This window comes from Pseudomonas lactucae (assembly GCF_016937615.1).
Classification (GTDB): Bacteria; Pseudomonadota; Gammaproteobacteria; order Pseudomonadales; family Pseudomonadaceae; genus Aquipseudomonas; species Aquipseudomonas lactucae.
In genome coordinates this window covers 1-6923 of record NZ_JAFHKI010000065.1, presented here as the reverse complement: position 1 = coordinate 6923, position 6923 = coordinate 1, and the positions used below count along the sequence as shown (strand labels likewise).

Genomic DNA, 6923 nt, shown 5'->3' with positions numbered 1-6923 from the left:
GCTCTTATGGCGAGCGGCCTTGTTCTTGTGGATGATGCCTTTATCGGCCATACGGTCGATAACAGGCACAGCCAGAACGTAAGCTGCTTGAGCTTTTTCAGCGTCTTTGGTGTCGATGGCTTTAACTACATTCTTGATGTAGGTACGAACCATGGAACGCAGGCTGGCGTTGTGGCTGCGACGCTTCTCAGCCTGTTTTGCACGTTTTTTGGCGGAAGGTGTGTTGGCCACCGTCGAGCTCCTCGAAAGACTTTTTAGGAAATAGCAAACAAAATAGGCCGCGAATCATGCCGATGACTTGACGGGTTGTCAAGGGCGGCTGATGCGAACTGCTGAGTGGTCGATCTGAAGAGGCGGGTGATTTATTTCCGGCGCTTGACCTGTAAACTCGCGAGCTTTGGCTCTGTGCTGTTGCAGGCGCGCAGTATCGCATAAGTGGGCGCTTAGTTCGCCTGCTGTTTATCTATAGGCGCAAACTCTTTCAATGAATCTGCTCAAATCGTTGGCCGCCGTCAGCTCTATCACGATGATCTCCCGGGTTTTGGGATTTGTGCGTGACACCCTGCTGGCGCGCATCTTTGGGGCCAGTATGGCCACGGATGCCTTCTTTATTGCCTTTAAATTGCCCAACCTGCTGCGGCGGATCTTCGCCGAGGGGGCGTTCTCTCAGGCTTTCGTACCGATCCTGGCGGAATACAAAACCCAGCAGGGCGAGGAGGCGACCCGCACCTTTATTGCCTACGTCTCGGGCCTGCTCACCCTGGTGCTGATGCTGGTGACGATTGCCGGCATGCTCGCGGCGCCCTGGGTTATCTGGGCCACGGCGCCCGGTTTTGCCAACACCCCGGAAAAATTCGCGCTGACCACAGACCTGTTGCGCGTAACCTTTCCTTATATATTGCTGATCTCGCTGTCGTCCCTGGCCGGGGCCATCCTCAACACCTGGAACCGTTTTTCGGTGCCGGCGTTCGTGCCGACCTTGCTTAACGTCAGCATGATCATCTTTGCGCTGTTCCTCACGCCGTATTTCGATCCGCCGGTGATGGCCCTGGGCTGGGCCGTGCTGGCCGGTGGCCTGGCGCAATTGCTCTACCAACTGCCGCACCTGAAAAAGATCGGCATGCTGGTGCTGCCGCGCCTGAACCTCAAGGACACCGGCGTGTGGCGCGTGATGCGCAATATGCTGCCGGCGATCCTGGGCGTGTCGGTCAGTCAGATCTCCCTGATCATCAACACCGCCTTCGCCTCGTTACTGGTGTCGGGCTCGGTGTCGTGGATGTACTACGCCGACCGTCTGATGGAGCTGCCGTCCGGCGTGCTCGGCGTGGCTCTCGGCACGATTCTGCTGCCGACCCTGGCGCGCACCTACGCCAGCAAGGACCGCCAGGAATACTCACGCATCCTCGATTGGGGCCTGCGGCTGTGCTTCGTCCTGGTATTGCCCTGTGCTTTGGCCCTGGGAATCCTCGCCGAGCCGCTGACGGTGTCGCTGTTCCAGTATGGACAATTCGACGCCCATGACGCCCTGATGACCCAGCACGCGCTGGTCGCCTATTCCGTCGGTCTGCTCGGCATTATCGTGATCAAAGTGCTGGCGCCAGGGTTCTATGCGCAGCAGAACATCCGTACGCCGGTAAAAATCGCGATTTTCACGCTGATCGTCACGCAACTGCTCAACCTGGTGTTTATCGGCCCGCTGGCCCACGCCGGTCTGGCTCTGGCGATCAGCGCCGGGGCTTGCATCAACGCCGGCCTGCTGTTTTATCAACTGCGCAAACAGCAGATGTTTCAGCCGCAGCCGGGTTGGGGGGTATTTGCCCTCAAGCTGCTGGTGGCGGTGGCAATGATGTCGGCGGTATTGCTCGGCCTGATGCATGTGATGCCGGCCTGGAGCGAGGGCCATATGCTGGAGCGCTTCATGCGCCTGGGCGTGCTGGTCGTCGCTGGCGTGGTGGTGTACTTCGGGATGTTGCTGCTGCAGGGGTTCCGCCTGCGGGATTTCAACCGCAAGTCGCTGAGTTAGAGAGTTTGCCGCGATAAAGCGGCTGTTTTATCGATTCGATCCATTTGCCCTGCGCTGTTGCCTGTCGTCCGGGGCCGGGTGTGGTTATAATCGACCACTTTATGAGCAAGAAGCGCGTTATGCAGCTGGTTCGAGGTCTCCACAACCTGCGCCCCGAGCATCGGGGCTGCGTCGCCACTATTGGCAACTTTGACGGTGTTCACCGTGGCCACCAGGCTATCCTGGCCCGGCTGTGCGAGCGTGCGGTCGAGTTGGGCGTGCCCAGCTGCGTGGTGATTTTTGAGCCACAGCCGCGGGAGTATTTCGCCCCCGAAACGGCGCCGGCCCGGTTGGCCCGCTTGCGGGACAAACTGCAACTGCTGGCTGAAGAAGGTGTGGACCGCGTCCTCTGCCTGGCTTTCAACCAGCGTTTGCAGAGCCTCAGCGCCGCCGAGTTCGTCGACCGTATCCTCGTGGATGGCCTGGGCGTACAACACCTGGAGGTCGGCGACGACTTCCGTTTTGGTTGCGACCGGGTCGGGGATTTCGAATTCCTGCAACACGCGGGCATTGCGCAGGGCTTCACCGTCGAAGCCGCGCAAACCGTCGAACTCGATGGCCTGCGCGTGAGCAGTACCCAGGTGCGTAACGCCCTGGCCGCTGCCGACTTCGCCTTGGCCGAGCGTTTGCTCGGCCGCCCCTTCCGCATTGCCGGTCGGGTCCTGCACGGCCAGAAGCTGGCGCGCCAACTGGGTACGCCAACCGCCAACGTGCAGCTCAAGCGCCGTCGTGTGCCGCTGACCGGCGTTTATCTGGTGAGCGTCGACATCGACGGCCAATCGTGGCCGGGAGTCGCCAATATAGGCGTCAGACCCACGGTTGCGGGTGATGGCAAGGCCCACCTGGAAGTTCACCTTTTGGATTTTGCCGGTGATTTATACGACCGGCGTTTGACGGTGGTTTTCCACCAAAAGCTGCGTGAAGAGCAGCGTTTCGCCTCCCTCGAGGCGTTGAAAACGGCGATCAATGCGGATGTCGCCGCCGCCCGTGCACTAGCTGCACCTAGCGCCCATCGCTAACCGAAGAGCCTTAAATGACCGACTATAAAGCCACGTTAAACCTTCCGGACACCGCCTTCCCAATGAAGGCCGGCCTGCCACAGCGCGAACCGCAGATCCTGCAGCGCTGGGACAGTATTGGCCTGTACGGAAAGTTGCGCGAAATTGGCAAGGATCGTCCGAAATTCGTCCTGCACGACGGCCCTCCTTATGCCAACGGCACGATTCACATCGGTCATGCGCTGAACAAGATTCTCAAGGACATGATCCTGCGTTCCAAGACCCTGTCGGGTTTCGACGCACCGTATGTCCCGGGTTGGGACTGCCACGGCCTGCCGATCGAACACAAGGTCGAAGTGACCTACGGCAAGAACCTGGGCGCCGATAAAACCCGCGAGCTGTGCCGTGCCTACGCCACCGAGCAGATCGAAGGGCAGAAGTCCGAGTTCATCCGCCTGGGTGTGCTGGGTGACTGGGACAATCCGTACAAGACCATGAACTTCAAGAACGAGGCCGGTGAAATCCGCGCCTTGGCCGAAATCGTCAAGGGCGGTTTCGTGTTCAAGGGCCTCAAGCCCGTGAACTGGTGCTTTGACTGCGGCTCGGCCCTGGCTGAAGCGGAAGTCGAGTACGAAGACAAGAAGTCCTCGACCATCGATGTGGCCTTCCCCATCGCCGACGAGGCCAAACTGGCCCAGGCATTTGGCCTGGCCAGCCTGAGCAAGCCAGCGGCCATCGTGATCTGGACCACCACCCCGTGGACCATCCCCGCCAACCAGGCGCTGAACGTGCACCCGGAATTCACCTACGCCCTGGTCGATGTGGGCGACCGCCTGCTGGTGCTGGCCGAGGAAATGGTCGAGGCGTGCCTGGCACGCTACGAACTGCAAGGTTCGGTGATCGCGACCGCCACCGGCTCCGCGCTGGAACTGATCAACTTCCGTCACCCGTTCTATGACCGCCTGTCGCCGGTATACCTGGCTGACTACGTCGAACTCGGCTCGGGTACCGGTGTGGTGCACTGCTCGCCAGCCTATGGCGTGGACGACTTTGTCATCTGCAAGAAATACGGCCTGGTTAACGATGACATCATCAACCCGGTTCAAAGCAACGGCGTCTATGTACCGTCGCTGGAATTCTTCGGCGGCCAGTTCATCTTCAAGGCCGACCAGCCGATCATCGACAAGCTGCGTGAAGTCGGTGCGCTGATGCAGACCGACACCATCAAGCACAGCTACATGCACTGCTGGCGCCACAAGACCCCGCTGATCTACCGCGCCACCGCGCAGTGGTTCATCGGCATGGACAAAGAGCCGACCAGCGGCGACACCCTGCGTGTGCGCTCGCTCAAAGCCATCGAAGACACTAAGTTCGTGCCGGCCTGGGGCCAGGCGCGCCTGCATTCGATGATCGCCAACCGTCCGGACTGGTGCATCTCCCGCCAGCGTAACTGGGGCGTGCCGATCCCGTTTTTCCTGAACAAGGAAAGCGGCGAGCTGCACCCGCGCACCGTCGAGCTGATGGAAGCCGTGGCGCAGCGCGTTGAACAAGAGGGTATCGAAGCCTGGTTCAAGCTGGACGCCGCCGAACTGCTGGGCGACGAAGCGCCGCAGTACGACAAGATCAGCGACACCCTGGACGTGTGGTTCGACTCGGGCACCACCCACTGGCACGTGCTGCGTGGTTCGCACCCTATGGGCCACGAGAGCGGTCCGCGTGCCGACCTGTACCTGGAAGGCTCCGACCAGCACCGTGGCTGGTTCCACTCCTCGTTGCTGACAGGTTGCGCCATCGACGACCACGCCCCGTACCGCGAACTGCTGACCCACGGCTTCACCGTCGACGAGACGGGCCGCAAGATGTCCAAGTCGCTGAAGAACGTGATCGAACCGAAAAAGATCAACGACACCCTGGGCGCCGACATCATGCGCCTGTGGGTGGCATCGACCGACTACTCGGGTGAAATCGCTGTGTCGGACCAGATCCTGGCCCGCAGTGCCGATGCCTACCGGCGTATTCGTAATACCGCGCGTTTCCTGCTGTCGAACCTGACCGGCTTCAACCCGGCCACCGACCTCCTGCCGGCCGAGGACATGCTCGCCCTGGACCGTTGGGCCGTGGACCGTACCCTGTTGCTGCAGCGCGAGTTGCAGGAACACTACGGCGAATACCGTTTCTGGAACGTGTACTCGAAAATCCACAACTTCTGCGTGCAGGAGTTGGGTGGTTTCTACCTGGACATCATCAAGGATCGCCAGTACACCACCGCCGCCAACAGCAAGGCGCGTCGTTCGGCGCAGACCGCGCTGTACCACATCAGCGAAGCGCTGGTGCGCTGGATCGCACCGATCCTGGCGTTTACCGCCGACGAACTGTGGGAATACCTGCCGGGCGAGCGCAACGAATCGGTGATGCTCAACACCTGGTACGAAGGCCTGACCGAACTGCCGGCCGACTTCGAACTGGGCCGCGAATACTGGGAAGGCGTGATGGCTGTTAAAGTCGCGGTGAACAAGGAGCTGGAGGTTCAGCGTGCGGCCAAGGCCGTAGGTGGCAACCTGCAAGCCGAAGTCACCTTGTTTGCCGAAGAAAGCCTGACTGCTGACCTGTCCAAGCTGAGTAACGAACTGCGCTTCGTGCTGATCACCTCCACCGCGAGCCTGGCGCCATTCGCCCAGGCCCCGGCGGATGCCGTGGCCACTGAAGTGCCGGGTCTCAAGCTCAAAGTGGTCAAGTCGGCCTTCCCCAAGTGCGCCCGTTGCTGGCACTGCCGTGAAGATGTCGGCGTGAACCCGGAGCACCCGGAAATCTGCGGTCGTTGCGTCGACAACATCAGCGGTGAAGGCGAGGTTCGCCACTATGCCTAATGCAGCCAGTCGTTTCGGACGTCTGGGCTGGCTCGTACTGAGCGTGCTGGTCCTGGTCGTTGACCAGGTCAGCAAGGCTCACTTCGAAGGCTCCCTGGAAATGTTCCAGCAAATCGTGGTGATCCCGGATTACTTCAGTTGGACCCTGGCCTACAACACCGGCGCCGCCTTCAGCTTTCTCGCCGATGGCGGTGGCTGGCAGCGTTGGTTGTTCGCGGTTATCGCGCTGGTGGTCAGCGCGATACTGGTGATCTGGCTAAAGCGCCTTGGGCGCGATGACACCTGGCTGGCGATCGCCCTGGCACTCGTGCTGGGCGGCGCGCTGGGTAACCTGTACGACCGCATTGCCCTGGGCCATGTGATCGACTTCATCCTGGTGCATTGGCAGAACCGTCATTATTTCCCCGCGTTCAACTTTGCCGACAGTGCCATCACCGTCGGTGCAATCATGCTGGCGCTGGACATGTTCAAAAGTAAGAAAACCGGAGAGACCGTCAATGACTGATCAGGTATTGGCTGAGCAACGCATCGGCCAGAACACGGAAGTCACTTTGCATTTCGCACTGCGCCTGGAAAATGGCGACACGGTCGACAGCACGTTCGACAAAGCCCCGGCGACCTTCAGGGTCGGCGACGGCAACCTGCTGCCGGGTTTCGAAGCGGCACTGTTCGGTTTCAAGGCCGGCGACAAGCGCACCTTGCAGATCCTGCCGGAAAACGCCTTTGGCCAGCCCAACCCGCAAAACGTACAGATCATCCCGCGTTCGCAGTTCCAGGACATGGACCTGTCGGAAGGCCTGCTGGTGATTTTCAACGATGCGGCGAATACCGAGTTGCCGGGTGTGGTCAAGGCTTTCGATGACGCGCAAGTGACCATCGACTTCAACCATCCGTTGGCCGGTAAAACCTTGACGTTTGACGTTGAAATCATCGACGTTAAAGCGCTCTGATCAACGACTCGATTAAAACTGTGGGAGCGGGCTTGTGTGGGAGGGG

Annotated in this window: 6 protein-coding genes; 5 read left to right on the top strand and 1 reads right to left on the bottom strand. The window is 60.3% G+C overall.

What is annotated here, in order from left to right:
- Window positions 1–231, bottom strand: a 231-nt coding sequence (gene rpsT / locus JWR98_RS13300) for a 30S ribosomal protein S20 (RefSeq protein WP_205490247.1), incomplete at its 3' end; no start/stop codon positions are given.
- Window positions 232–484: 253 nt separating this feature from the next.
- On the opposite strand from rpsT, the gene murJ reads away from it, so the two are divergent.
- From murJ to fkpB, 5 genes are all read left to right on the top strand, one after another.
- Window positions 485–2023, top strand: coding sequence for a murein biosynthesis integral membrane protein MurJ (murJ, locus tag JWR98_RS13295; RefSeq protein WP_003171648.1), 1539 nt, complete (start codon window positions 485–487; stop codon window positions 2021–2023).
- Window positions 2024–2142: 119 nt separating this feature from the next.
- A complete protein-coding gene (gene ribF, locus JWR98_RS13290) occupies window positions 2143–3081 on the top strand; it encodes a bifunctional riboflavin kinase/FAD synthetase (protein ID WP_205490246.1) in 939 nt (312 codons plus the stop codon).
- Window positions 3082–3095: 14 nt separating this feature from the next.
- Entirely contained in the window at window positions 3096–5927 is a 2832-nt protein-coding gene (gene ileS, locus JWR98_RS13285) for an isoleucine--tRNA ligase (RefSeq protein WP_205490245.1), read from the top strand.
- A complete protein-coding gene (gene lspA / locus JWR98_RS13280) occupies window positions 5920–6432 on the top strand; it encodes a signal peptidase II (RefSeq protein ID WP_078731499.1) in 513 nt (170 codons plus the stop codon). The genes ileS and lspA overlap by 8 nt, the downstream gene beginning before the upstream one ends.
- Before the next feature lie 7 nt (window positions 6433–6439).
- Window positions 6440–6877, top strand: a complete 438-nt coding sequence (gene fkpB / locus JWR98_RS13275; RefSeq protein ID WP_179119878.1) for an FKBP-type peptidyl-prolyl cis-trans isomerase — start codon at window positions 6440–6442, stop codon at window positions 6875–6877.
- Window positions 6878–6923 lie beyond the last annotated feature (46 nt).